General features: G+C 38.0%; 18 protein-coding genes and 3 tRNA genes. 8 read left to right on the top strand and 13 right to left on the bottom strand.

Annotation, left to right across the window (positions count from 1 at the left end):
- Positions 1 to 31: 31 nt before the first annotated feature.
- On the top strand, positions 32 to 2,197 hold the full coding sequence (gene pta / locus E2R67_RS04650; protein WP_134289768.1) for a phosphate acetyltransferase: 2,166 nt from the start codon (positions 32 to 34) through the stop codon (positions 2,195 to 2,197).
- A gap of 80 nt (positions 2,198 to 2,277) precedes the next feature.
- Here pta and E2R67_RS04655 read toward each other — a convergent pair whose 3' ends face one another.
- Together E2R67_RS04655 and E2R67_RS04660 are read right to left on the bottom strand one after the other, a co-directional pair.
- Complete coding sequence (locus E2R67_RS04655) at positions 2,278 to 3,216, bottom strand: class I SAM-dependent methyltransferase (protein WP_134289769.1); 939 nt, start codon at positions 3,214 to 3,216, stop codon at positions 2,278 to 2,280.
- A 3-nt stretch (positions 3,217 to 3,219) separates the two neighbouring features.
- Positions 3,220 to 4,317, bottom strand: coding sequence for an AI-2E family transporter (locus tag E2R67_RS04660; protein ID WP_134289770.1), 1,098 nt, complete (start codon positions 4,315 to 4,317; stop codon positions 3,220 to 3,222).
- 418 nt (positions 4,318 to 4,735) lie between these two features.
- Here E2R67_RS04660 and adhE point away from each other — a divergent pair, with 418 nt between their 5' ends.
- The gene (gene adhE / locus E2R67_RS04665) at positions 4,736 to 7,387 is read left to right on the top strand and encodes a bifunctional acetaldehyde-CoA/alcohol dehydrogenase (RefSeq protein WP_134289771.1); all 2,652 of its coding nucleotides are present in this window, start codon (positions 4,736 to 4,738) and stop codon (positions 7,385 to 7,387) included.
- 130 nt (positions 7,388 to 7,517) lie between these two features.
- On the opposite strand, the gene E2R67_RS04670 is transcribed toward adhE, so the two are convergent.
- Both E2R67_RS04670 and purL read right to left on the bottom strand, forming a co-directional pair.
- The gene (locus tag E2R67_RS04670) at positions 7,518 to 10,196 is read right to left on the bottom strand and encodes a sensor domain-containing protein (RefSeq protein WP_134289772.1); all 2,679 of its coding nucleotides are present in this window, start codon (positions 10,194 to 10,196) and stop codon (positions 7,518 to 7,520) included.
- A 128-nt stretch (positions 10,197 to 10,324) separates the two neighbouring features.
- Entirely contained in the window at positions 10,325 to 14,221 is a 3,897-nt protein-coding gene (purL, locus tag E2R67_RS04675; RefSeq protein WP_134289773.1) for a phosphoribosylformylglycinamidine synthase, read from the bottom strand.
- Between the two features lie 193 nt (positions 14,222 to 14,414).
- Here purL and mltF point away from each other — a divergent pair, with 193 nt between their 5' ends.
- Entirely contained in the window at positions 14,415 to 15,920 is a 1,506-nt protein-coding gene (mltF, locus tag E2R67_RS04680; RefSeq protein ID WP_134289774.1) for a membrane-bound lytic murein transglycosylase MltF, read from the top strand.
- Positions 15,921 to 16,084: 164 nt separating this feature from the next.
- Positions 16,085 to 16,489 (top strand): CBS domain-containing protein, encoded by a 405-nt coding sequence (locus E2R67_RS04685; protein WP_134289775.1) that lies wholly within the window; start codon positions 16,085 to 16,087, stop codon positions 16,487 to 16,489.
- Between the two features lie 56 nt (positions 16,490 to 16,545).
- Here E2R67_RS04685 and E2R67_RS16595 read toward each other — a convergent pair whose 3' ends face one another.
- The 8 genes from E2R67_RS16595 to orn form a co-directional block, all read right to left on the bottom strand.
- Entirely contained in the window at positions 16,546 to 16,716 is a 171-nt protein-coding gene (locus E2R67_RS16595) for a hypothetical protein (RefSeq protein ID WP_166739311.1), read from the bottom strand.
- Positions 16,706 to 17,242 carry a tRNA adenosine(34) deaminase TadA gene (gene tadA / locus E2R67_RS04690; protein WP_134289776.1) on the bottom strand — a complete coding sequence of 179 codons (537 nt, stop codon included), beginning with the start codon at positions 17,240 to 17,242 and terminating at the stop codon, positions 16,706 to 16,708. The genes E2R67_RS16595 and tadA overlap by 11 nt, the downstream gene beginning before the upstream one ends.
- A 14-nt stretch (positions 17,243 to 17,256) precedes the next feature.
- Positions 17,257 to 18,129, bottom strand: a complete 873-nt coding sequence (locus tag E2R67_RS04695; protein ID WP_134289777.1) for a prepilin peptidase — start codon at positions 18,127 to 18,129, stop codon at positions 17,257 to 17,259.
- A gap of 40 nt (positions 18,130 to 18,169) precedes the next feature.
- Entirely contained in the window at positions 18,170 to 18,610 is a 441-nt protein-coding gene (gene ndk / locus E2R67_RS04700) for a nucleoside-diphosphate kinase (protein ID WP_134289778.1), read from the bottom strand.
- Positions 18,611 to 19,266: 656 nt separating this feature from the next.
- Positions 19,267 to 19,342: transfer RNA gene (locus E2R67_RS04705), tRNA-Gly, on the bottom strand.
- A gap of 110 nt (positions 19,343 to 19,452) precedes the next feature.
- Positions 19,453 to 19,528: transfer RNA gene (locus E2R67_RS04710), tRNA-Gly, on the bottom strand.
- A gap of 55 nt (positions 19,529 to 19,583) precedes the next feature.
- Positions 19,584 to 19,659, bottom strand: a tRNA-Gly gene (locus tag E2R67_RS04715).
- Positions 19,660 to 19,843: 184 nt separating this feature from the next.
- The gene (orn, locus tag E2R67_RS04720; protein ID WP_134289779.1) at positions 19,844 to 20,383 is read right to left on the bottom strand and encodes an oligoribonuclease; all 540 of its coding nucleotides are present in this window, start codon (positions 20,381 to 20,383) and stop codon (positions 19,844 to 19,846) included.
- Positions 20,384 to 20,479: 96 nt separating this feature from the next.
- Here orn and rsgA point away from each other — a divergent pair, with 96 nt between their 5' ends.
- Genes rsgA through E2R67_RS04740 form a run of 4 tightly spaced genes read left to right on the top strand, consistent with a single transcriptional unit; the run spans position 20,480 to position 25,071 of the window.
- Positions 20,480 to 21,520 (top strand): small ribosomal subunit biogenesis GTPase RsgA, encoded by a 1,041-nt coding sequence (rsgA, locus tag E2R67_RS04725; protein WP_134289780.1) that lies wholly within the window; start codon positions 20,480 to 20,482, stop codon positions 21,518 to 21,520.
- A gap of 40 nt (positions 21,521 to 21,560) precedes the next feature.
- Entirely contained in the window at positions 21,561 to 22,415 is an 855-nt protein-coding gene (gene asd, locus E2R67_RS04730) for an archaetidylserine decarboxylase (protein WP_134289781.1), read from the top strand.
- A 43-nt stretch (positions 22,416 to 22,458) separates the two neighbouring features.
- Entirely contained in the window at positions 22,459 to 23,997 is a 1,539-nt protein-coding gene (gene ilvA, locus E2R67_RS04735) for a threonine ammonia-lyase, biosynthetic (RefSeq protein ID WP_134289782.1), read from the top strand.
- Between the two features lie 9 nt (positions 23,998 to 24,006).
- Positions 24,007 to 25,071 (top strand): potassium channel family protein, encoded by a 1,065-nt coding sequence (locus tag E2R67_RS04740; protein ID WP_134289783.1) that lies wholly within the window; start codon positions 24,007 to 24,009, stop codon positions 25,069 to 25,071.
- 76 nt (positions 25,072 to 25,147) lie between these two features.
- Here the strand turns inward: E2R67_RS04740 and E2R67_RS04745 are convergent, their stop codons facing one another.
- Complete coding sequence (locus tag E2R67_RS04745) at positions 25,148 to 25,696, bottom strand: hypothetical protein (protein ID WP_134289784.1); 549 nt, start codon at positions 25,694 to 25,696, stop codon at positions 25,148 to 25,150.
- Positions 25,697 to 25,724 lie beyond the last annotated feature (28 nt).

Raw genomic sequence — 25,724 nt, forward strand, 5'->3', positions numbered from 1 at the left:
CTTTATTTCATTCTATTAAAAAGGAATAATCATGGGTCGTACAATAATGCTGATCCCGATTGGCTCGGGTGTTGGTGTAACTTCAGTTAGTCTTGGTATGGTTCGCTCAATGGAGCGCCAAGGTGTTGCAGTAAATTTCTTCAAGCCTATTGCTCAACAACGTCCTGGTGACCTTGGTGGCATAGAACGTTCAACAGCAACACTTCGTAATTCAAGTAATATCCTTCCTCCTGAACCTTTTGCAATGAAATATGCAGAAAACCTTATCTCTTCAGGAAATACATCAGAACTACTTGAAAATATCGTACAACGTTTCCGTGAAGATACTAAAGAAAGCGATGTGATCATCGTTGAAGGTTTAGTACCGACTGATAAACATCAATTTGCTAATGGTCTTAACTACAGTATCGCAAAAGCATTAAATGCAGATATGGTATTTGTTGCTCATCCAAGTAATGACTCATCACAGCAGCTTAAAGAACGTATCGACATTGCGATTTCAGCATTCGGCGGTAAAGACAATAAGCGTCTTGTGGGGTGTATTATCAATAAAGTCGGCGCACCTGTTGACGAAAGTGATAATGCTGGACCAGATTTAACTGAAATGTTTGATATTCCAGTTGCTAACTCTAATAGCAACCTTGAAGTCTTACAAATGTTCAGTAAGAGCCCGTTACCTATTCTAGGTTGCATCCCTTGGAGTGCAGACTTAGTTGCTCCTCGTGTTAAAGATCTAGCAGTACACCTAGAAGCAAAAATATTAAATAAAGGTGATTTAGAAAACCGTCGTTTACATTCAGTGACTTTCTGTGCTCGTTCAATTCCAAATATGGTTGAACATTTTAAAGCAGGTTCAATGTTAGTAACTTCTGGTGACCGTAGTGACGTTATCATCGCAACGTGTCTCGCTGTTATGAACGGCATGAAGATTGGTTGTTTATTACTGACTGGTGATTACACGCCAGAAGAAGAAGTAATGAAACTATGTAAGAGTGCAATGAACTCTGGTTTACCTGTTTTATTAATCAAAAGTAATACATGGCAAACAGCTCAACGTTTACAAAACTTCAATATGGAAATCCCTGTTGATGACCTTGAACGTATCGAAAAAGTACAAGAGTACATTGCAAGCCACATTGATAAACATTGGTTAGAAACATTAACGGAAGACTCTTCATTATCTCGTCGTTTATCACCACCAGCGTTCCGTTATCATTTAACAGAACTAGCGCGTAAAGCGAACCAACGCATTGTGTTACCTGAAGGTGAAGAGCCACGTACTATTCAAGCGGCGGTTATTTGTGCTGAACGTGGTATTGCAAAACCAGTATTATTAGGTAACCCAGAAGAAATTCATAAAATTGCAAGCCAGCAAGGTATTGTAATTACTGAAGATGTTGAAATAGTTAATCCAGTTGATGTTATTGAACGTTATGTCGCACCTATGGTTGAATTACGTAAATCAAAAGGTCTAACACCTGTTGTTGCTCGTGAACAGCTTCAAGATACTGTAGTACTAGGTACAATGATGTTAGCTGAAAATGAAGTCGCAGGTTTGGTTTCTGGTGCGGTACATACAACGGCAAATACTATTCGCCCAGCATTACAGTTAATCAAGACTGCACCTGGTGCAAGCCTTGTTTCTTCTATTTTCTTTATGCTATTACCTGACCAAGTATTGGTTTACGGTGACTGTGCAATCAACCCAGATCCAACAGCTGACCAATTAGCAGATATCGCAATTCAATCTGCAGACTCAGCAATTGCATTCGGTATTGATCCTAAAGTAGCGATGATCAGTTACTCTACTGGTGATTCTGGTGCAGGATCTGATGTAGAAAAAGTACGTGAAGCAACTAAAATTGCTCAAGAGCGCCGCCCAGACTTATTAATCGACGGACCTCTACAGTACGATGCCGCTGTAATGGAAAATGTAGCGAAAAGTAAAGCGCCAGATTCTAAAGTTGCAGGCCAAGCAACTGTATTTATCTTCCCTGATTTAAATACAGGTAATACAACTTACAAAGCAGTACAACGTAGTGCAGACCTAATCAGTATCGGTCCAATGCTACAAGGTATGCGTAAGCCTGTTAATGACTTGTCACGTGGCGCGCTAGTAGACGATATTGTTTACACAATCGCATTAACAGCAATTCAAGCAACACAAGCAGCCGATAAAGCAGCCCTAGAAGGTTAATTTATCAAGCTAACAAAAAAAGCCCCAGTTAACTCGTGAAATAGCGATGTTAAATGGGGCTTTTTTATTGGATTTTTTGTTTAATCCGATAATTCAATGAGAACGCACTTAAGTCCTTTGTCTCGGTCATTATTAGTAAATACTGCAGGAGGCTCAATAACATTTACCACTTTTGCTTGCGGACAATGTTCAGCTAATGAATCGTAAATAAACTTAAAATTAAGATCTGGGCTGTTTAAGCATAGCAATGCTTGCCCACCTGTCTTCAGCAAATCTGGCAATCGACGCATAATTTTTGGATAATCACGTTTAATATTCACGCTGCCCTTTTGTAAAGAGGGAGGATCAGCAATCACGATATCATAAGGACCTAAACGAGTTACCTTTCCCCATGATTTAAACAAATCATGGCCAAGATATTTTACCTTAGCAAGATCGTGTTCATTTAATCGATGATTATCACGCCCTACCGCCAGTGCAGCTTTACTCATGTCTAAATTAACGACTTGCTCAGCACCACCAGCAATCGCAGCAGCAGAAAAAACACAGGTATAAGAGAAGAGGTTTAACACGCGCTTATTTTTACTATTCTCTCGCAACCATGAGCGACCATTTTTCATGTCTAAGAAAATACCGTAGTTTTGATTTTTACCTAAGCTAATTTTATAAGCAAGTCCATTTTCACAAGCAGAATAATCATTTAATTCTTCACCATATAAAACCTGTGTAGGCGCTAAATCTCGACAGCGAAACTGTACTTGAATGCTTTGGACTTTAAATCCCTTTGCAGTTAGTTCAGACAATAGGAATGCACTTAATTGTGCTAGCCACTGTTGATCTTCTTCTTTATATAAAATGATCAATACAACGGGTGCTAACCAATCGATATTAATGTGCTGATATTCTGGGTAACAAAATCCTCGCCCATGAAATAAACGAAACATTTCTTTTTCTTGCCCAGCATCAATGGCTAATAATGGCTCAGAGAAATGCATTTTTTCTAATAACGGGTCAAACATATTTTATTTTTCTTCTTCAATTAGTGATTCATCATCTGTATTTATAAAAGCGTCTGCATTTTGCTGTTCGATATCATCAATCTCTTTATCAGAGCTTAATAAAATAGCAAACCATCGACCTCCTTCGCTGCTCTCTAATGCAATTTTTAAAATCATAGTTAATGGCACTGAAAGCAACATCCCTACCATGCCTAATAACCAACCCCAAAAGATTAATGATAGAAAAACGACAAGAGTAGACAATCCCAAACTTCGCCCCATAAAGCGAGGTTCAACGACATTCCCCATCACCATATTCACACCAACAAACAAACCAATAACGATAGAAGCGTACCCAGCTCCCAATTGTAAGAAGGTTAAAATAACAGCAGGTACGGCTGCAATAATGGATCCTATATTAGGAATATAATTAAGCAAAAAGGCCAATAAGGCCCATAGCACATAAAATTGTACCCCTAAGATCCATAAAACAGTGCCAATCACTAAACCAGTCGCTAAACTGATCACCGTTTTAATCGCCATATACTGATTAACCATATTTAAAAAATGATCTAATTTCTTCTCTGTTTTAACAGAATCATCAAAGGCAATATGCAATTTTTTAGCAAAAACCTTACCCTCGGAAAGCATAAAAACAACAGTTAGCAGCAGTAGGAAAACATTACCTAACACGCTACTAAAACCACTCAAAGTCGTTGTGACTAAATTCATTACTTTAGCAGGATCAAAGTAAGAGCGAATGTCATTCATCGACACTACAATATCGTGGCTTGCCAACCATTTAAGCAGCCATGTAATTTCTTCGGACAATTGAGCTTCATAAACAGGAATTGCCACTCTAAAATCATTGACAGCAGCGCCAATCACACCACCCAATATAAGAAATAAGGAGAAGATGGTAAAAATAACAATGGTAATCGCCAATCCTCTAGGCACTTTTTTGTTTTCTATATAGTTAACCGCAGGATTACAAATAATGGCAACAAATAGAGACAATAAAAAAGGAACCACAATTGGAGCGGCTACTTTTATCCCAGCTAAAGCGATCACAAAGGCAGAAAAGTACAGAACACTACGCGCGGCAGCAGGCATATTCCCCATAATATTTATTCCTTACATAGAGTTATCTTTATGGACAAGATATTAGTGAAGCATTATAGCGGATCACTATACATTAATAAAAATGACTTAGTGCAAGCTAAAATATTGAAATAGTTAAATAAAGTATTTAGTCATTAATTAGTCTTTAAATTGGCTCAGAATTATCTTATTAATTACTTGAATGTCATCTTTAAATAACAAATAAATGGTTAAATAACATACTACTCAAAATCATGACCTAGATCACCAAAAGCCCAGTATCCATGGTATCTTGAATGTGATCTAAATCAATGTGGGTTGCATGATTGTTCCTATAATGAATGTGAAAGTTTTTTACTAAGTCAATTTTTATAAGTCACTTAGATTTAATAAAGCATTTTTAAAATTTTTTAAATTTATTAAACTTTGGAGAAAATATATGACGGTAAGTAATGTCACAGAACTAAACGCAATGGTTGCTCGCGTAAAAGCGGCGCAAAAAGAATTTGCAAGCTACTCACAGGAGCAAGTTGATAAAATATTCCGCGCGGCATCTTTAGCTGCATCAACGGCGCGTATTGAACTTGCCAAAATGGCAGCTACAGAGTCAGGAATGGGTATTATGGAAGATAAAGTGATTAAAAATCATTTTGCTTCTGAATTCATTTACAACAAATATAAAGACGAACTGACTTGTGGAGTCATTGAGCGTAACGAGGAAGGCGGCACTATCACTATTGCAGAGCCTGTTGGTATCGTTTGTGCCATCGTCCCAACAACCAACCCAACATCAACAGCTATTTTTAAAGCATTAATTTGCCTTAAAACTCGTAATGGCTGTATTTTCTCACCCCATCCTCGCGCTAAAAATGCAACAAACTATGCAGCAAAAGTTGTATTAGATGCTGCAATCAAAGCCGGTGCGCCAAAAGACATTATTGGCTGGATCGACGTTCCTTCAGTTGAACTTTCAAATGCATTAATGAAACATGATGATATCAACCTGATACTCGCAACAGGTGGGCCAGGCATGGTTAAAGCGGCTTACTCTTCAGGTAAACCAGCCATTGGTGTTGGTGCGGGTAATACCCCTGTTGTTATTGATGAAACAGCAGATATCAAACGAGCAGTGTCTTCAATATTAATGTCTAAAACCTTCGATAACGGTGTGATCTGTGCTTCAGAGCAAGCAGCGATTGTTGTTGAATCTATTTACGACGAAGTGAAAGCGCGCTTTGCAAAATATGGTGCAGCTGTATTAAGCGAAGCTGATGCGAATAAAGTTCGTAAAGTATTAATGATTGATGGGGCGCTGAATGCCAAAATCGTTGGTCAACCAGCTTATAAAATTGCAGCTCTCGCTGGAGTTAAAGTACCAACATCAACCAAGATTTTAATAGGTGAAGGATTAGAAGCTTCTTGGGATGATGAGTTTGCTCACGAAAAACTATCTCCAACTTTAGGACTTTTCAAAGCAAAAGATTTCGAAGACGCGGTTCGTCAAGCTGGTATCGTTTTAGATATAGGCGGTGTAGGCCATACATCAGTACTTTACACAGACCAAGATGCTAATGAAGAACGTATTGCTTACTTCGGCGACAAAATGAAAACAGCACGTATTCTTGTTAATACACCTTCTTCTCATGGTGGTATCGGTGACCTTTATAACTTTGAGCTAGCGCCTTCTTTAACGTTAGGTTGTGGTTCATGGGGCGGGAATGCGATCTCTGAAAACGTAGGTCCAAAACACCTTATCAATAAGAAAATTGTTGCGAAGCGAGCTGAAAATATGTTGTGGCATAAACTACCAAAATCAATCTACTTCCGCCGCGGCTGTTTACCAGTTGCAATGACCGACCTTGAAGGTAAAAAACGTGCATTAATCGTGACCGACCGTTTCTTATTTAATAATGGTTATATCGATGATTTACGCGCTATCTTAAAAGAAAAAGGCATGGAAGTTGAAGTGTTCCATGAAGTTGAAGCTGACCCAACATTAGCCGTGGTAAAAGCAGGTGCTGCCGCCTGTCACAGCTACCAACCTGATGTTATTTTAGCTGTTGGTGGTGGTTCACCAATGGATGCAGCTAAAATCATGTGGGTAATGTATGAGCACCCTGAAACTGACTTTGAAGATTTATCAATGCGCTTTATGGACATTCGTAAACGTATTTACAAATTCCCTAAAATGGGTGCAAAAGCAGAGTTGGTTTGTATCACAACAACTTCTGGTACAGGTTCAGAAGTCACACCATTTGCTGTGGTAACAGATGAAAAAACAGGTCAAAAATACCCGTTAGCAGATTACGAATTAACGCCTAACATGGCTATTGTAGATGCGAATCTAGTGATGGATATGCCTAAGTCTTTATGTGCCTTTGGTGGTTATGACGCAGTGACTCATGCAATGGAAGCTTATGTTTCTGTATTGGCGAATGAGTATTCTGATGGTCATGCATTACAAGCACTTAAATTACTTAAAGAGTACTTACCAAGCTCTTACACTAATGGGAAAAAAGATCCGATTGCACGTGAAAAAGTACATAATGCTGCAACGATTGCGGGTATGTCATTTGCTAATGCTTTCCTAGGTGTTTGTCACTCAATGGCACATAAACTAGGTGCAGAATTCCATATTCCACATGGTCTAGCGAATGCATTACTTATTTCAAATACAATTCGTTACAACGCAACTAACAATCCAACCAAGCAAACCGCTTTCTCACAATACGATCGTCCTAAAGCGCGTGCTCGTTATGCTGAAATAGCTGCACACTTAGGTTTCACTACAGGTAATACTGAAGATAAACTTAACGCACTATTAACATGGTTAGAAGAATTAAAAGTGGCATTAGATATTCCACTATCGATTCAAGCTGCAGGCGTTAATGAAGCAGATTTTATGGCTAAAGTAGATGAATTAGCTGAGCATGCTTTTGATGACCAATGTACAGGCGCTAACCCACGCTACCCATTAATATCAGAGCTAAAAGAAGTCTTAATTGCTTCTTTCTACGGCAAAAAATACGCTGATATAGTGGATGCACCTGAAGCGAAAGAAGAAAAGAAAGCGACAAAAAAATCAAAGTAATGAGTTAATTACAATGATAATTGAAGCCTGCTTAACAGCAGGCTTTTTTATGGGCAATGCAGAGGGATTAAAGTATCAACTAGAAACGCGATGCACGATACTTCATTAATAGCGTGTAATGAGAGCGATATTATTTTCTTTTATGGCAGCGAAGATAAAAAGTAGCTTCACTGGCTTTCATTGGTTCATTTAGAGGTAAGCTTTCATCACCGCCTAACAAGGAAGCTTCCTGCATTCCTTCACCAACTACATCAATGCCTAATGAATTAGCCAACACAAACACTGACTTAATCATGGCTTCACCCGCTAAATAACCTGGAACACCTTGTATAAAGTGTTTAGATATTTTGAATTTTTCAATATTTAATCGTCCAATAGAATATAAAACAGAACGATCTGCACCAAATCCATCAACAGTCAGTGACACACCTAGTCGGCTCAGATTTAATAGATTATCTTGTACAGTAGACACTTCGCTACTAAATAAATGTTCTTCAATAGCAAACTCAAACCAGCTTGCTTGACTATTAGTATTTAATAATACTTTTTGTATCGCACCAATCAGTGAAATTTGTGACAACTCTAATTTAGATAAGTTAAATGCAATACGTCCGAAGTTAATCCCTGATTTATGCCAAGATGCAGCTTGTTTTGCGGCTTTCTCAAACATTTGCATACCCAACTCAATCAATAAACCAGATTGCTCTGCCAATATTAAGAATCGATTTGGTAATAACACACCTTGTTGAGGATGATGCCAGCGCATTAAACATTCTACAGCGACAATTTGATGTTTACTTAAATCATATTGAGGTTGGTAATAAACTTCGAATTGGTCATTTTCTAATGCAAACCTCATTTCTTTTTCTAATTCTATTTGATGTGTTGAATTAATGGTTAATTCATTGGTATAGAAATGATAAGAGCTACTACGATCGTCTTTACCACGTAACATAGCAGATTCTGCATTGGATAAAATGGTATTCAAGTCCATTCCGTCATCGGGACAGATGCTTATACCAATAGAAACAGAGAAGCTGACGGGCATACCTTCAATAGTAATGGGATCGGCAAACTGTTGAGCGATATTTTGAGCAATCAAAGCAACGACTTGCTCATTATCTAATTCATCAACAACCAAGACAAATTGATCATCCCCAATACGCGCAATAATATCTTTATCTGATACTGAACGTTTAAGTCGTTTAGCGACGTTTTTAATAATCAAATCACCTTGATGATGACCATAGCGTTCATTTTTTTCTTTATAGCCTTTGATTTCAACAAATAAAACGCCCATTGCGATTTGCTTATGATTAGCACGAGCAATAGCAGCCTCAAGATGGGTGAATAAAGCGATACGATTATTAAGCCCAGTAAGTGAATCATGTTTAGATAGATACTGAATTTTCTCTTCGTTATATTTATTTTGGGTTAAATCGGTAAATGAATAAACTCGATTTTCAATCCCGGTTTCGTGATGCTTAACAATATAAATTTCTAGCCAGAAATAACTTAATCCTCCGCCTGCTTTAGAGAAATTTGCATTACCTTGCCATTGACCTTTTTCTTTCAATCCAGCTTCTATTTCCGAGAACAATTGCTGGTAATCACCACCCGTCGCAAAGGAGCGTATTTCTTTCCCGATGAACTTTTCTTTAGAATGACCCGACTGCTTTATACACGCATCATTTAATGAAAGAATAATCCCAGAGCCATCGGTTACTACGATCGCATCACGGCTGTTTTCAAATACCACATTAGCGACTTTAAGTTGTTTTTGAATAATACTTTTTTCAGTGATATCTCGACCAATACCGATTAGCCCCTGTACATTACCTTCTTTATCTTTAAGCGGTACTTTTTGCATAAAGATGTAATGTTTTTCACCATTATTATAGGTTAAGTATTCATCACCAGAATAGGTTTTACCTGTACTCATGGCTAATGAATCTTGAGATTGGCACATTAATGCTTGGTTCTCTTCAAACAACTCATCATCTTTTTTGCCAATGATTTCCGCTTCTGGGCAACCAACAAATGCTTCAAATTGTTTATTACACCCAATGAATTTACTTTCTAAGTCTTTAAAGAAAATTAAATCTGATGAAATATCGGCAGTTGCTCTGAGCATTGCACGTTCTTTTTCAACAGCCCTTTTCGCGCTGTTCATCTCCGATATATCAAATAACATACCGATTTTTAACTCACTACCATCCATCAATTCTTCGCGAATTAGGAATTCGCGTTTAAGTCCGGTGACATCTCGCATTTCACATTCAAGTAAATCAACTTGATGCTCATTAAACATGGTTAACTCAGAGTTTTTAAATCCACCATATGAATCAATGGGTAATATATTTCTTGCATCTTGCCCTATTAAATCTTCAGGTAACAAACCAAAAACCTGCGAGAAATAAGTGTTACAGGTAATAATGACATTTTGCTTATTTTTGTAATAAATAGGAATACTAATACAGTCTAAAGCGGCTTTAACTTCTTCAGAAACCAATTCTTTGTTTTGTGGAGTTATATTTTTAATATTTTCTGAGTGCGCCTCCAAATCACTTAAATAAGTACACTCAAGATCAGGATGTTTTTCAGTAATGCATTCTTTAACAGAAGCTGACAGTGGTAATTCGCAAATGAAATAATCGTAATCGTTTTCATTCAATATACTTTCTAATGCATTAACACAATGAGTATGAGATATATTAAAAGAACCGATATTTGAATTTATAGACAGCAAAGCTTGAGCTAATTTTAAGTTTCTACCGACATACAAAACTTGACTAACAACACTTGACAATTACTTCACCTTTAAAGTTCAAAAAATTGACTTACCGATTTAAATCAACTACTTAGTTAATAGTAGCGCCAAAAATAAAAAAGGGAACCTAATGTTCCCTTTTTTTATTTAAGATGACATTTTTTTAATTAACCTAACTGTTTGCGCACATTTCTGAACATTCGCATCCATGGGCTATCTTCTTTCCATTCATCAGGGTGCCATGAGTTAGCTACCGTTCTGAATACACGCTCAGGATGAGGCATCATAATCGTCACTCGACCATCTTCAGAAGTAATACCTGTAATACCATTTGGTGAACCATTTGGATTAGCAGGGTAAGCCTCAGTGTTATTACCGTAGTTATCAATAAAGCGCAGTGCAACTGAACCACTTGCTTCAATAGCAGCAAGATGAGCACTGTCTTTAACTTCCACACGACCTTCACCGTGAGAAACGGCGATTGGCATATGTGAACCCGCCATATCATTTAAGAATAATGAATTAGACTTCTGCACTTCAACCAAGCTGAAACGCGCTTCAAAACGTTCTGAATTATTACGTACAAAACGAGGCCATAAATCAGTACCAGGAATTAACTCGCTTAGCGTTGATAACATCTGACAACCATTACATACACCTAAAGCAAACGAGTTTTCACGCTCAAAGAAGGTTTGGAATTGATTGCGAGCTTGCTCATTAAATAAGATTGATTTAGCCCAACCTTCACCGGCGCCTAATACATCACCGTATGAGAAACCGCCACAGGCAACTAAACCAGCAAAGTCAGCTAATTGCACGTTGCCCGATAAAATATCACTCATATGTACATCAATCGCAGAGAAACCAGCGCGATTAAAGGCAGCTGCCATTTCTTGTTGTGAGTTGACACCTTGTTCACGCAAGATTGCCATACGAGGTTGCACACCTTTCGCAATATAAGGAGCAGCAATATCTTCATTAATATCAAAAGTTAACTTAGTTGATAGACCAGGATCTTTATCATCTAATTTAAGATCAAACTCTTGCTGCGCACATTCTGAATTATCGCGTAATGATTGCATCTTAAGCGTTGTTTCAGCCCAAATTCCGCGGAATTCAGAGCGTTTAGCCGTTAGAACATCATTACCATCGCGCAAGAATTCAATTTGGTCTGACTCATTTAATGAACCAATCACTAATGAATTTGATGACAAACCATGCCCAGCTAGTGTGTTTAATACCGCTTCTTTGTCTTCACGTTTAACTTGAATAACGGCACCTAATTCTTCTGCATATAATGCAGCAAAATCATCACTACCAATTTGATCAAGCTTAACGGTTACACCACAGTGCCCAGCAAATGCCATTTCAGTGATTGTTGAGAATAAACCACCGTCACTTCTATCGTGATAAGCCAGTAATTTCTTGTCAGCCACTAAGGTTTGCATTGCATTAAAGAAACCTTTTAATAATTCAGGGTTATCAAGATCAGGAGTTTTATCGCCTAATTGCTTATAAACCTGTGCAAGTGACGAACCACCTAAACGATTCTTGCCATTACCAAGGTCTACTAAAATTAATGCTGTATCACCTTGGTCAGTACGTAGTTGTGGCGTCACTGTATTGCGAATATCACGTACAGCACCGAATGCTGTAATGATTAAAGACAATGGAGAGATAACTTCTTTATCAGTTCCCGCTTCATCTTGCCAACGCGTCTTCATTGACATTGAGTCTTTACCAACAGGAACCGTTAGCTCTAACTCAGGACATAATTCTTCGCCAACGGCTTTAACGGCTTCATATAAACCAGCATCTTCACCAGGGTGACCCGTTGCAGACATCCAGTTAGCAGATAATTTAATACGCTTGAAATCACCAATATCGGAACAAGCGATATTAGTAATTGATTCAGCTACAGCTAAACGAGCAGAAGCACCAAAGTTAAGCAATGCAACAGGCGTACGCTCACCTAGTGCCATCGACTCACCAAAGTAAGTATCATAACTTGCAGCGGTTACTGCACAATCGGCAACAGGTACTTGCCAAGGCCCCACCATTTGATCACGAGCAACTAACCCTGTTACGGTACGATCACCAATAGTGATTAAGAATGTTTTTTCAGCAATCGAAGGTAAACGTAGTAAACGTTCAGCGGCATCTTTAACCGTTGCACCAGAGAGATCTAGCGCTTTACCCGCTGCAGTTTTTGTTGTCACTTCGCGATGCATCTTAGGAGCTTTACCTAATAACACTTCCAACGGCATATCGATCGGTTTGTTATCAAACTCAGGATCGTTAAGCGTTAAATGCAAATCTTCCGTTGCTTCACCAATTACCGCATACAAAGCACGTTCACGTTTACAAATAGCTTCAAAGGTCGCTAGATTTTCTGGCTTAACCGCCATCACATAACGTTCTTGAGATTCATTACACCAAATCTCATGAGGTGCCATGCTTTTTTCATCATTGGGAATAGCACGCAAATCAAAAACGCCACCACGACCGCCATCATTTACAAGTTCAGGCATTGCATTTGATAAACCACCCGCACCCACATCGTGGATAAATTGGATTGGGTTATCTTCACCCATTTGCCAACAACGGTCGATCACTTCCTGACAACGACGTTCCATTTCTGGATTTTCACGTTGTACTGAAGCAAAATCTAAATCTTCTGAAGAGGCACCTGAATCCATTGATGATGCAGCACCGCCACCTAGACCGATGTTCATTGCTGGACCGCCCAATACAATTAACTTAGCGCCAACAGGGATATCTTTCTTTTGAACATGTTCACGGCGAATATTACCTAAACCACCCGCTAACATAATTGGCTTGTGGTAACCACGAATTTCACTTCCGTTATGACTTTCCACTTGCTCTTCATAAGTACGGAAGTAACCTAAAATATTAGGACGACCAAACTCATTGTTAAATGCAGCACCACCTAGCGGAGCTTCAAGCATAATGTCTAATGCAGAAACGATACGACTTGGTTTACCAAAGTCTGTTTCCCATGGTTGCTCAAAGTTTGGAATGCGTAAGTTAGAAACAGAAAAACCAACTAAACCCGCTTTTGGTTTAGAGCCAATACCCGTTGCGCCTTCATCACGGATTTCACCACCCGAACCGGTTGCTGCACCAGGGAACGGAGAAATAGCGGTTGGGTGATTGTGAGTTTCTACTTTCATCAAGATATCAATATCTTCATGGTGGTAACCAAATTCACGCTCATCAACACTTGGGAAGAAACGCCCTGCAGCATAACCTTCCATTACGGCAGCGTTATCTTTGTAAGCAGACAAAACATGCTCAGGATGTAATTCATGCGTATTACGGATCATTTTGAACAATGATTTTGGCTGTTTTTGGCCATCAATCGTCCAATCTGCATTGAAGATCTTATGGCGACAATGCTCTGAGTTTGCCTGTGCAAACATCATTAATTCAATATCGTTAGGATTGCGACCTAACTTAATAAAGTTCTCAACTAAGTAATCTATTTCATCGTCAGCTAATGCTAACCCTAAGTTCACATTGGCAACTTCTAATGCAGCTCGGCCTTGACCTAGCACATCGACGCTAGTCATTTCACCCGGTTTGCCTTGAACGAATAAGGTTGCAGCTTCATCTAATGATGTTAATACCACTTCCATCATACGGTCATGTATTAAACCCGTTAGTGTTTTGATTTGCTCTGCATTCAACTCTGTTTTTGTTTCAACGTAATAAGCAATACCACGCTCTAAACGTTTAACTTTAACTAACCCACAGTTTGTTGCTATATCGGTCGCTTTTGAAGACCATGGCGAAATAGTGCCGGGGCGTGGAGTAACAAAAAGAAGCGTGCCGACTGGATCATGCTCTGCTATTTTTGGTCCGTAAGTTAATAGTTTTTGTAATACTGATAGCTCTTGGTCATTTAAAGGTTCAGATAAATCTGCAGCATGCATAAACTCTGCATATAGGCCAGTTACAGGTAAATCTAACGCTTCACAGTTTTTCAGCAACTGATTAACACGAAATGTCGATAAGGCAGGCGCCCCTCGCAAAATTTCCATAGGTTATTACTCTCGTTGAATAAATAAATGAACTTGGGTTAAGCTCTATATTATAAAAGAAAAGCATTTTTTATTAAATAGAAACACTCTATAGTCTTAGCTAAATAAACCGATTAATTAGTAAATAAATGGATATTTAAATAGTTTATTGGATAATGTACCCACTCGACTAACTGGATTGATATAACTCTCTATGAAGAAACCTAATTTTTCAGCCTCTATTGCTAACCAAGTGAAATTATTTTTATCGATAATTTCACTCTTTTTAATGGCAGCGTGCAATCCTTTAACTCAAACCACAGACTTAGAAGAAATACAGGCTAAAGGTTCAATCACTATGGGTACCATTAATGGTTCATTAACCTATAGCTATGATGGAGATACTTACAGCGGATTAGATTATGAGTTAGGGAAGAAATTTGCAGAGTACTTACAAGTAGAGTTAGTTGTTGAGGAATTCGATAACCTAGCTTTATTATTTACAGCACTTGAAAATAATGAGATTGACTTTGCAGGGTCAGGGTTGACATTAACGCCTAAACGCATGGAAAAATACCGTAGCTCACCACCCTATTACACCCTGACACAGAAGCTGGTTTACCACAAAGGCACTTATCGTCCTCGAAAAATCGAAGATGTGAATGCGCCGGTTACCGTGTTAAAAGGAAGTAGTCACGAAGAAAATATTATTGCTTCATTAAAAGAATATCCGGATCTAGTGATAGACGTTTTAGACAATGAAGATCAAGAATCGTTATTACAAAAAGTAGCCGATAAAGAAGTCACCTTCGCCATTGTAGACAGTACAACCTTGGCTCTCAAACAACGTTATTACCCGTCTCTAGCCGAAGCCTTTACTATTTATGGAGAGCAGCCTGTTGCTTGGTTAATTCGTAAAGCACAGGATGATTCTTTATATTCTGCCATGATCGAATTCATGGGAAATCAACATCAAGAAGGTTTAATCGCCAAAATTGAAGAAAAATATTTAGGGCATATTGGCGATTTTGATTATGTAGATACACGCATTTTTGTGAATCGTATTAAAACGAAATTACCAACTTACGAAAAATTATTTAGAAAATATGAGACCCCTGAAGTTTCATGGCAATTACTCGCAGCACTGAGTTACCAAGAATCACATTGGAACCGTAAAGCTCGCTCACCGACAGGAGTGAGAGGTTTGATGATGCTAACACTTGATACTGCAAAATTTGTGGGAATTAAAAACCGCCTTAACGCAGAGCAAAGTATCAAAGGTGGTGCAAAATACTTAACGCAAATGATTAAAAGGCTGCCAGAAAGCATTCCACAAGATGAAAAAGTCTGGTTCGCGCTTGCCGCTTATAATATTGGTTTAGGGCATTTATTGGATGCACGACGCATTACAAAAATGAGAGGTCAAAATCCGGACTCGTGGGCGGATATGAAGGAAAACTTACCTCTACTGCACCAACGAAAATGGTACAAAAAAACACGCTATGGATACTCTCGTGGACGTGAAGCCTTGCATTACGTGAACAGTATTCGTCAATATTTAGAAACATTAACATGGCAAATACAAGAGCGTGAAAAAGCAGAAAAAATAAAAGCTGAAGAACTAAAAGCAAAACAGGAAGCTGAAAAACAAGCTGAAATTGAGCGATTAGCAGCAGAAGCAGCTAAAACAGAAGCGGAAACGGAAGCGACTGAAGAGTAAAGAATAAAGAATAGAGACTCAATAAAGGGGCTGATTAATAACATGCCCCTTAACTCAACAAACAGCAAAACCTATCAATTTGATAACAACAATCGATTTAAACTATCGACCGTTTTGCCGTATTATCACCTTATAAGTTAAAACATAACAAATAAGGTGACAATATGAGCCAGCAAACTATTCAAACAATCATGCATAAAAAACCCATAACAGTTGAATGTCAAACTCCCTTAATGGATATAATTAAAGTATTAATTAACAGCCAACAAACACAATTACCAGTAATCAATAGCAGTAAACAATTGATTGGAATGGTCTCTATTATTGACTGTCAAAAAGCGTTACTTATAAGCGGGTATCATTGTGATATGCCAGTCACTGTTGATGAGATCATGGCTAAGGATTTTGTTTCTTTATCTGTAACCGATGAACTATCCGAGGTTGCAATAAAAACACAAAAATCATCGGACAATATTTTTCCAGTATTAAGTGAAGGCAAACTCGTTGGTGTGTTAAAACGTGTAGATTTATTAGTACATTTACAAAATAATTTACTGCTTTGCTCTTAGGTAATAATGCAATAAAGAGTAATAATACCATGACTAAGTGCATGGTTTTATTATCGTTAGTCTTTTTTATCGATAGTCACTTGAATATTTTTACTATTTCCAGCAAACCACTTTTGTAAATAAAGTGAACCAATAATAGGCGCTTGCCCTTCCTCAGGCACTTCTTTATAGCGAACACTATTTTTTGTTTCTTTTTCAATTTCAAAATTAACTACTTTACTGCTCATCACTTACTTCCTTAGCCATTGCTTTTTTGAGGGCTTTCTTTTCTTTACGACGACGCTTAAAAAAATCACTGATCTTAGTTGCGCATTCTTCTGCAAAAATTCCTGAAGTGACTTCAACTTGATGATTAAGTTGATCATTTCGTACCAAATCAAAAACACTCCCCGCAGCACCCGTTTTATAATCTCCTGCACCATAAACAAGACGTTTGATACGAGCATGTACAATCGCACCGGCACACATAGGGCAAGGCTCAAGTGTAACGTAAAGCGTGCAATCAATTAATCTATAATTCTGTAGTTTTGCGCCTGCTTCTGCAATGGCTTTAACTTCTGCATGGGCACACGCATTATGCTCAAGAATAGAAAGGTTCCAACCCTCGCCGACCACCTTATTATCTTTTACTAATACCGCACCAACCGGTATTTCACCAACGGATTCAGCTTTATCCGCTAAAGATAGCGCATAAAGCATCCAATCTTGATCATTATATGACTCTGTATTTAATGCCTTAGTCTGATCTGTCATATTATAAAAAACCGCTATAAAACAAGAGTATAATAGAACTGATTAATTTCATCAGCGTAAACCAAATAGACCCATCCCGCAGCCGCTAAATAAGGCCCAAATGGAAATGCTTGGCTTTGTTTATCTTTCGATAGAGCAATGATAATAATACCAACAATAGCGCCTACAAAAGATGAGAGTAAGATGATTAATGGTAGCGCCTGCCAACCAAACCAAGCACCTAAAGCCGCGAATAATTTAAAATCACCATATCCCATGCCCTCTTTACCTGTTATTAATTTAAATGCCCAATAAATAGACCAAAGACTTAAATAACCAAAGACAGCACCAAGCACCGCGTCGTTTAAACTAACAAATGAATGAGATAAGTTAACCAATAACCCCAACCACAATAGAGGCAGGGTCAACTGATCAGGTAATAACATGGTATCTAAATCAATAAAGGTAAGCGCAATTAAAAACCAAGTAAAAATAAGCGCATATAGAACAGGCCAACCAAAGGGTAATAACCAAGCAACAGCAAAAGACATTAACGCAGTTAATAACTCAATACTCGGATAACGAATAGAAATTTTACAGTCGCAATGTTTACAACGTCCTTTCTGGAACAGCCAACTGAGTAATGGAATATTTTCCAAAGATCCTATGACATGTTGACATTGCGGGCAGGTAGAACGAGGTAAAGAAAGATTAAATATTTTGTTATCAACGTAAATACCTGCATCTGGAAAAGATTCAGCGCATTCAGATTTCCACGCTCGATCCATCATAATAGGCAAACGATAAATAACAACATTCAAAAATGAGCCAATTAATAACCCTAAGATTGAAACAGTAACAAAATAAAATGATGGCACCTGTTCCATCAGTATAACGATGTCGTTCATCGATGCCCTTATTTACATTATTTAACTTGTGTGCAAAAAGTTATTTATAACTTTCTGTTGCAGGACAGATCTCTTCATCAGCAAAGAAAAAAGCAATTTCACGTGACGCTGACTCGGGACTGTCTGAACCATGTACTGCATTATAACGAGTTGTTTCCGCAAAGTCTGCACGGATAGTTCCTGGAGCTGCTTGTGTGGGATCGGTTTTGCCAATTAACTCACGGTAATTTGGAATGATATCTTCGCCCTCTAAGACTTGAACCATAATTGGACCTGAAGTCATGAACTCAACCAAAGGAGCATAAAATTCACGCCCTTCATGTTCAGCATAAAATGCTTCAGCCTGATCCTTCGTCAAATGCAACATTTTTGCAGCAACAATTGTAAAATTAGCACTTTCAAAACGTTGTAAAATAGCCCCAATTAAGTGTTTACTAACAGCATCGGGTTTAATGATTGAGAGAGTTCTTTCTAATGACATAAATAGCTTCTTAAATTAAATAAATGAGTTGGCAATATAACTACATCACCAGCAACCATCAATAACAAGATGGCAATATGAAAATAAGTGTCACATTTAATTAACATATAGATTACTTTTAGAACGAATAAAGGGCTTATTTACAGAATTTGATGGTATCAAAAAGCATAAAGTACGTTGCTAATTGTTAACATTGTTAAATTTAAACGAATAGGGATTTTTTGGAAATAAAGAGAAGTAGAAAAGTGTTTGGAGCGTTACACGAGACTAAAAAAACGCGTGACCCCAGCTCTTAATTGGCAAGGTTGCTTTATTTCTAGCAGGGATTTTTTTAAATGAAGAAAAAGTAATTTGGAGCGTTACACGAAACTAAAAAAACGCGTGACCCCAGCTCTTAATTGGCAAGGTTGCTTTATTTCTAGCAGGGATTTTTTTAAATGAAGAAGAGTAATTTGCAGCGTTACACGAGACTAAAAAAACGCGTGACCCCAGCTCTTAATTGGCAAGGTTGTTTTATTTCTAGCAGGGATTTTTTTAAATGAAGAAGAGTAATTTGGAGCGTTACAGGAGACTAAAAAAACGCGTGACCCCAGCTCTTAATTGGCAAGGTTGTTTTATTTCTAGCAGGGATTTTTTTAAATGAAGAAAAAGTAATTTGGAGCGTTACACGAGACTCGAACTCGTGACCCCAACCTTGGCAAGGTTGTGCTCTACCAACTGAGCTAGTAACGCTTCATAATTTATAGATTAGATAGTTTGGAGTGTTACACGAGACTTGAAACTCATGACCCCGGCTCTTAATAAGTCAAGGTTGTGCTCAATGCACATAATACTTCAAAATTTGGAGCGTTACACGAGACTCGAACTCGTGACCCCAACCTTGGCAAGGTTGTGCTCTACCAACTGAGCTAGTAACGCTTTATCTAAAACTATTTGGAAAAAATTTTAAATGTACGTAAATACATTTCAAATTTGGAGCGTTACACGAGACTCGAACTCGTGACCCCAACCTTGGCAAGGTTGTGCTCTACCAACTGAGCTAGTAACGCATCACATTTTCCTGTAACAATTCTCTTATAAAAGAGTAGGTACTTGGTAATACCCATTCATTACGAGGTGCGAATTATAGAGATGGCATTAATGATTGCAAGCTTTTTTTAGCTATTTTCAGCAGTTCTAAGCTTGCATGTTGAGTTTTTGAGCAAATATTAAAAAGCTTGCTTAAAAAGTAGCTTAATAGCTAAAGAAATGTTTCTGATAATGCTGTAATTCAGAAATAGATTCCTTAATATCTTGAAGCGCTAAATGTGTACCAGTTTTTTTATGCGCTTCGACCATTTCAGGTGCCCAACGACGACCTAATTCTTTTACTGTACTCACATCAATATTACGGTAGTGGAAAAAAGCTTCTAACGTCGGCATATGCTTAACCATAAAACGACGATCCTGGCCTATACTGTTGCCACATAATGGCGCAGCTCCAGCAGGAACCCATTGCTTTAAAAATTCAAGCGTCTCTTGCTCTGCTTGTGCACAACTTATTTTGCTGGCCTTAACGCGCGCCGTTAAGCCTGATTTTCCATGATGTTCAGTACACCATTCATCCATTGCATCAAGTGCTTCATCACTTTGATGGATCACAAATTGAGGGCCTTCCGCTAAAATATTTAAATCACTGTCAGTCACAATGGTTGCAATCTCAATAATTTTATCAGTGTCAGGGTTTAAACCTGTCATTTCTAGATCGATCCACACCAAATTGTTTTTGTTCATTAGATAACCGCCCTTTTCTCTTGTTGAATAGCTTTATTATGTGAAAAATATAGTATGATACGCCATTCAAATCACCAGTGGTAGCAAAGGAAGTCTGTGGCTAAGAAGAAAAAACTCAGTAAAAACCAAGTTCGTCGTGTTCAAAGCAATCATAACAAGCGCTTAACACCTAAAAACGATAAACAATGGGATGAATCTGAACTAGGTCCACAACTAGAGGGTTTAGTGGTCAGTCGCTTTGGTCAGCATGCTGATATCGAAGATGAACAAGGTAAAGTAGAACGTTGTACTTTACGCCGTTCTATACGCTCTTTGGTTACAGGCGACCGAGTCGTATGGCGAGCAGGAAAAGAATCACATCAAGGTATCAGTGGGGTGATCGAAGCTGTTCATCCACGCAAAACGGTATTAACTCGACCTGATTATTATGACGGTATTAAACCTATTGCAGCCAATATCGACCACATCATTATCGTTAGCTCCATAGCCCCTGAGTTTTCTCGCAATATTATCGACCGATATTTAGTCGCTTGTGAAGATATTGGCATCACTCCAATTATTGTTTTAAACAAAGTTGATCTTTTAGATTCTGAATCAGCAAAAATAATTGACCAAGAACTACAAAGCTACCGTAATATCGGCTATAAAGTGATTTACAGCTCTATGCATGGTGATGGACTCAATGATTTAAAGTCTGCAATGAAAGATAAGATCAACATTTTCGTTGGTCAGTCAGGTGTAGGTAAAACGTCATTGTTAAATATGTTATTACCCGAAGTGGGCGCGGTAACTGGTGAAATATCTGAAGGTTCAGGCCTTGGTAAACATACCACCACTGCGGCTCGCTTATATCACTTCAGTGATGGCGGAGATTTAATTGATAGCCCAGGAATACGTGAGTTTTCATTGTGGCATTTAGAAGCAGAACGCATTGCCAGTGGCTTTATAGAATTTAGAGATTACCTTGGTAATTGCCGTTTCCGAGATTGTAAGCATCAAGCAGATCCCGGCTGTGCCTTGGTTGAAGCTGTAGAAAATGGTGACATTGACGAAGCAAGATTTAATAGTTTTTTACGCATATTGGAAACCATGGATGACGCTAAAAATGCACGTCACCGAGATCCAAATACTTACTAAATCATTTATTAGAAAAATACATTTATAAAGAGAGTTTACTATGAACGACCAACTAAAAATAATTGGCCAATATCTTTTACCAAAGCACCTTTTAACTTTTTTGGCTGGTAAGTTGGCTGAAGCAAAAATGGGTAAATTCACTACCTTTTTAATCACTCAATTTATTAAGAAGTTTAAAATTGATATGAGTGAAGCAAAACATTCTGATCCCGCTTATTTTGACACCTTTAATAACTTCTTTACTCGTGAATTAAAAGAAGGCTTACGTCCTATCGTCGAAGGTGATAATAATCTAGCAACCCCCGTTGATGGATGTGTTAGTCAACAAGGTGATATTAAAGAAGGCCGTATATTTCAAGCAAAGGGCCATGATTTTAGTTTACGTGAATTAGTAGGTGGACGTGATGATGTTGCCGCTCCTTTTGATGATGGTATTTTCTCAACGGTTTATTTAGCGCCAAAAGATTATCACCGTATTCATATGCCAATCGCAGGCAAGCTAGAACAAATGATCTTTATTCCTGGTGACTTGTTTTCAGTGAATCCTTTAACGGCTCAAAATGTACCTAACTTATTTGCTCGTAATGAACGTGCCGTTGCTATTTTTTCTACCGCAATTGGTCCAATGGCAATGGTATTAGTTGGCGCAACAATCGTTGGTAGTATAGAAACGGTTTGGGAAGGCACATTAAAAGCACAAAAGAATAAAGAACTGCAATACTGGGATTACAAGGATCAGGACATTCACTTAGAAAAAGGTGCTGAAATGGGTCGCTTTAAACTAGGTAGTACGATTGTTGCTTTGTTCCCTAAAGGTACAATTGAATTTAGTGAAGCTTTAGCACCATCTAGCGTCACTCGTTTAGGTGAGTTATTTGCAACAATTAAATCTTAACTTTATAAGTTTTGATTTTTTAATTTAAAAACAAAGGGTTGTAATGTCAGTAATTTCTAGCGAACAGTATTTAAAAAAAATCTTATTAGCGCCTATTTACGAAGCCGCTATTGAAACTAAACTGCAGCCTTTAGGCAAGTTATCGGCTCGTTTAGGCAATCACGTATTATTGAAACGCGAAGACTTACAGCCAGTACATTCGTTTAAGTTACGTGGCGCTTACAATAAACTGTCAAACTTAAATGAACAACAAAAGCAAAGTGGCGTTATTGCCGCTTCTGCTGGAAATCACGCACAGGGTCTTGCTTTATCTGCACAAAAAATGGGATTAAAAGCCACTATTGTGATGCCTACGACCACACCAGATATTAAAGTTAATTCAGTTCGTTCATTTGGTGCCAATGTTGTTTTGTTTGGTGATAGCTTTGATGCAGCCAATGGCCATTCATTAGCTCTTGCAAAAGAACATGGTTATACCTTAATACATCCTTTTGATGATCCTGATACCATCGCAGGACAAGGTACAATCGGTAAAGAACTACTGCAACAAGATTCTCGTTTAGACAAAATATTCGTTCCCGTTGGTGGCGGAGGTTTAGCCGCGGGTATTGCGGTTTATGTCAAACAATTACTACCAGATATTAAAATTATTGCAGTTGAACCTGAAGATGCAGCCTGCTTACGTGCCGCATTAGCTGCGGGCAAGCCAACAACACTACCTAAAGTCGGTTTATTTGCTGATGGTGTTGCGGTTAAAACGATTGGGACAGAAACTTTCCGCCTATGTCAGCAATATATCGATGAAGTGATCACAGTGAGCAGCGATGAAATATGTGCCGCGATGAAAGATATTTTTGACGATACCCGTGCGATTGCAGAGCCTGCAGGCGCACTCTCGTTAGCTGGATTGAAAAAATACACACAACAGCATCAAATAAAAGATCAACGCCTTGCTGCTATTTTAAGTGGTGCAAATGTTAACTTCCATAGTCTACGTTACGTTTCTGAACGTTGTGAGCTTGGCGAGCAAAATGAAAGTATATTGGCGGTTACTATCCCAGAGAAAAAAGGAGCCTTCCTTGGTTTCTGTAATCAATTAGATGGCAGAGTTATTACTGAATTTAATTATCGTTATAACGACAATAAAGAAGCAAATATATTTGTTGGTGTAAAAATGCCACAGGGTCTAGAAGAAGTCTCTACATTAACTGAAAAACTAGCAATAGCAGGTTATGCCGTTGCAGATTTAAGCCAAGACGAAACCGCTAAGTTACATGTACGCTATATGGTCGGTGGAGTGCCAAGCCATCACTTAACAGAACGCTTATACAGTTTTGAGTTTCCACAAACACCAGATGCATTATTAAATTTCCTCAATTTACTGGGTACAGATGCCAATATAACGCTGTTCCACTATCGTAATCATGGTGCAGCATACGGACAAGCATTAGTCGGCTTTGAAGTAAATGAAGAACAAGCAGACAAGTTCAGTCAGCATTTGACTGAGCTCGGTTATAGCTACAAAGATGAAACCTTTAATCAAGCTTATCGTTTCTTCTTATCACATAATAACAATCGTTAAGTAATCAATATGATGCCATTTGTACGAGTTAAAAAGCTGCTTACAAAATTTAGTCGCCAATTAACTTGGCCGGCAATGTTTTTACTGATTTTATTACAAGCTTTGATCACGTACTTACTCTTTATCATTGCGCAGGAAGACAAGCTAACTAGCAGTCCATTTGAGTTTTTTTATTATAATATGGTTGTCGTTTCTACGGTTGGTTTTGGTGATCTCAGCCCTGTAAGCCAATTAGGGAAATCGATTGTTGCCTTTTGGCAAATTCCCTCTGGATTAGTGATATTTGCTTCATTTATTAGCAAAACAACACAATTGTTTATTAATATAGCGAGAAAAAACATGAACGGCAGTAATGACTTCTCATATTTAGACGATCACATTCTTTTATTATGTTGGGATAAATACTCAACAGAGCAGATCGTGCGGTTAATTTTGGGCGATAAAAAACGTAAAAAAAGACAAATACTGTTATGTGTAACCGACGAGATGAAAGACCCGTTCCCGGAAATAGATGAAATATCCTTTGCTAAGCTACGCACTTTTTCGGACACGAATGAATTAGCTCGTATCGCCCTAAAGAAAGCGAAACGTATTATTGTTGATGGGAAGTCAGATGATGAAACGCTTTCTATTGCACTAAGTATCGCCACTTATGCAGATAAAAATGCAAATATCACTGCTCACTTTTTTGACCAAACCAAAGCTCAACTATTAAAAATGCATTGCCCACATATTGAATGCAGCATTGATAACAGTGCAAAGATGATGGTTAGAAGCATGCAAGATCCAGGTTCAAGTCAAGTAACAGAACAGTTACTTTCAACACTTAATGGCGCAACCTTATATAGCTTTAAAGTACCAGAGTTGGAAACAGAAATTAACTTTGGACAAATATTTGAACGTTTTAAACAACAATATGACATGATTTTACTGGGGTATAGTAAAGACAAAAATGGTGATGATATGTGCTTAAATCCACATAACGAAACCATGATAGACAGTGCTTACCATTTACATTATGTTGCTAATGAACGCATTAACGCTGAAGAAATTGACTGGAAAAGTTTGTATTAAACATTCGAAAAGTTGAATAGGCTATCAAAAGAGATCAACAGCCAATAAGATATAAACGCTAAACTTTAAAGACCACTTAAAAGTGGCCAATAATACCAATAACATACATACACCAGAAAAGCGCCCCCACCGCAATCCAGGCATAATTAGCACCGGTAAATTCTTTATTACTTTCACCATTAATATCATTACAAATGTAATTAATAAACCATTGAGCTTGATAACAGAACCAACAAAGTACAAATGTAAAAACAAGATTAAGCACTAATAAAAAAGGCTTTAATTCAGAGTCTTCTGGTACATAACCACTAGCGAAGCTAATCGCGCTCACGACCACAAATAAAGTCGCAGCCGTACTTAATGCGGAACTTTTTTTACCACTTTTTATTGCGTAGAAAGCGGTCAATTTATTAAACAGAGAATGCACAAAAAATATCGAAAAAAGCGCTCTCAGAATAGGCATTTGATTGCCATTAACACTTAATTTATATGACTTCCATTGTTGATAAAACCAATAAACCATATACAAACCAGCAGTTCCTATAAATAATATGGCAAACTTATTTAATGAAACAACATAAAACTTAGGGATCATGGCCTCGACTTCAGCTGGACTATCTTGCATATAAATTCCTTAAATTGATAATTAACCC

The organism is Psychromonas algicola, assembly GCF_004378355.1.
In the GTDB taxonomy this organism is placed as follows: Bacteria; Pseudomonadota; Gammaproteobacteria; order Enterobacterales; family Psychromonadaceae; genus Psychromonas.

Coding starts and splice junctions, on each gene's coding strand:
- ilvA (WP_134289782.1), top strand. CDS start 22,459: ATGTCAGTAATTTCTAGCGAACAGTATTTAAAAAAAATCTTATTAGCG.
- purL (WP_134289773.1), bottom strand. CDS start 14,221: ATGGAAATTTTGCGAGGGGCGCCTGCCTTATCGACATTTCGTGTTAAT.
- orn (WP_134289779.1), bottom strand. CDS start 20,383: ATGAACAAAAACAATTTGGTGTGGATCGATCTAGAAATGACAGGTTTA.
- tadA (WP_134289776.1), bottom strand. CDS start 17,242: ATGACAGATCAGACTAAGGCATTAAATACAGAGTCATATAATGATCAA.
- pta (WP_134289768.1), top strand. CDS start 32: ATGGGTCGTACAATAATGCTGATCCCGATTGGCTCGGGTGTTGGTGTA.
- asd (WP_134289781.1), top strand. CDS start 21,561: ATGAACGACCAACTAAAAATAATTGGCCAATATCTTTTACCAAAGCAC.
- E2R67_RS04685 (WP_134289775.1), top strand. CDS start 16,085: ATGAGCCAGCAAACTATTCAAACAATCATGCATAAAAAACCCATAACA.
- E2R67_RS04745 (WP_134289784.1), bottom strand. CDS start 25,696: ATGCAAGATAGTCCAGCTGAAGTCGAGGCCATGATCCCTAAGTTTTAT.
- ndk (WP_134289778.1), bottom strand. CDS start 18,610: ATGTCATTAGAAAGAACTCTCTCAATCATTAAACCCGATGCTGTTAGT.
- E2R67_RS04695 (WP_134289777.1), bottom strand. CDS start 18,129: ATGAACGACATCGTTATACTGATGGAACAGGTGCCATCATTTTATTTT.
- E2R67_RS04740 (WP_134289783.1), top strand. CDS start 24,007: ATGATGCCATTTGTACGAGTTAAAAAGCTGCTTACAAAATTTAGTCGC.
- E2R67_RS04660 (WP_134289770.1), bottom strand. CDS start 4,317: ATGGGGAATATGCCTGCTGCCGCGCGTAGTGTTCTGTACTTTTCTGCC.
- mltF (WP_134289774.1), top strand. CDS start 14,415: ATGAAGAAACCTAATTTTTCAGCCTCTATTGCTAACCAAGTGAAATTA.
- E2R67_RS16595 (WP_166739311.1), bottom strand. CDS start 16,716: ATGAGCAGTAAAGTAGTTAATTTTGAAATTGAAAAAGAAACAAAAAAT.
- E2R67_RS04655 (WP_134289769.1), bottom strand. CDS start 3,216: ATGTTTGACCCGTTATTAGAAAAAATGCATTTCTCTGAGCCATTATTA.
- adhE (WP_134289771.1), top strand. CDS start 4,736: ATGACGGTAAGTAATGTCACAGAACTAAACGCAATGGTTGCTCGCGTA.